Annotated in this window: 1 protein-coding gene; it reads left to right on the top strand. The window is 39.2% G+C overall.

Annotated elements, in window-relative coordinates; all coding sequences use genetic code 11:
* Positions 1-152: 152 nt before the first annotated feature.
* The coding region (locus tag L7E55_RS17535; protein ID WP_420852075.1) for an IS1634 family transposase at positions 153-1,209 on the top strand (1,057 nt) is incomplete at its 3' end.

The following is a 1,209-nucleotide window of genomic DNA, read 5'->3' as shown; positions in this document are numbered from 1 at the left end:
CGGGTCTTTGACACTTGCGACCTATATAGAAATCTCTACAAGCCTTGAAAATAGGGCTTTTTTTATTGGAAAAATGTCAAATTCCCTCCGATAAATAGTGCGTAATTTTGCGTAATGTGTTATAATATAAGGAATTGGAGGGGATTATCACTATGCGACTTAGTATATCCAAGTCTAAAAACGCTACTTCGCTTTATGTCATACAATCTGTTTACGAGAACGGCAAGCGTTCCACAAAAGTTGTTGAAAAGCTAGGTACGCTTACTGAATTACAGCAAAAACTAAATGGGCGTGACCCTATTGAATGGGCTAAATCATACATAGAAGACCTTAACAAAAAAGAGAAAGAGCAATCGCGAGAAGTCATCGTTAAATACTCGCCATCTAAAGTAATCTCCAAAGACCAACAACACTTCTTCAACGGCGGTTATCTTTTTCTTCAGCAGATCTATCACGAACTCAATCTTCATAAGGTTTCCGCCGCGATATCAAAAAAGTATAAGTTCTCTTTTGATCTAAACGCTGTATTGTCGCGGCTCCTTTACGGGCGGATCCTTTTTCCTTCTTCCAAACTCGCGACCTACCAGCATTCCTCAAAGTTCATTGAACAACCCAATTTTGAATTGCAGCATGTGTACAGAGCGCTTGAAGTCATTTCCAGAGAAATGGACTTTATTCAGTCTTCTCTTTATAGCAACAGCCTCAAAATTTCAAAGAGAAACACAGGTATTCTCTATTATGACTGCACCAATTATTTCTTTGAAATCGAACAGGAAGACGGCCTTAAACAGTATGGCGCTTCAAAAGAACATCGGCCGAACCCTATCATCCAAATGGGTCTGTTTATGGATGGAGACGGTATTCCTCTTGCTTTTAATCTCAACAGCGGCAACACGAATGAACAGATTACGCTTAAACCCTTAGAGGAAAAAATACTTTCCGATTTCAAACTTTCTAAATTTGTTGTCTGTACAGATGCCGGACTGGCTTCTGAAAAGAACAGAAGGTTCAATAACGAAGGCGAACGCGCATTTATCACGACTCAATCGATTAAAAAGCTAAAAAAGCATTTAAAAGAATGGTCTCTTGATTCAAAAGACTGGCATCTTGTAGATCACGATAAAACGTATGATATCGCCCAGCTTGACGAGGAAGCCTATAAAGACAAATGCTTCTTCAAAGAACGCTGGATTAAAGAAAATGGCCTAG

The sequence above is a fragment of the Pelotomaculum isophthalicicum JI genome, assembly GCF_029478095.1.
In the GTDB taxonomy this organism is placed as follows: Bacteria; Bacillota; Desulfotomaculia; order Desulfotomaculales; family Pelotomaculaceae; genus Pelotomaculum_D; species Pelotomaculum_D isophthalicicum.
The sequence above is the reverse complement of the archived record's forward strand: the minus strand, read 5'-3'. Positions and strand labels throughout refer to the sequence as shown.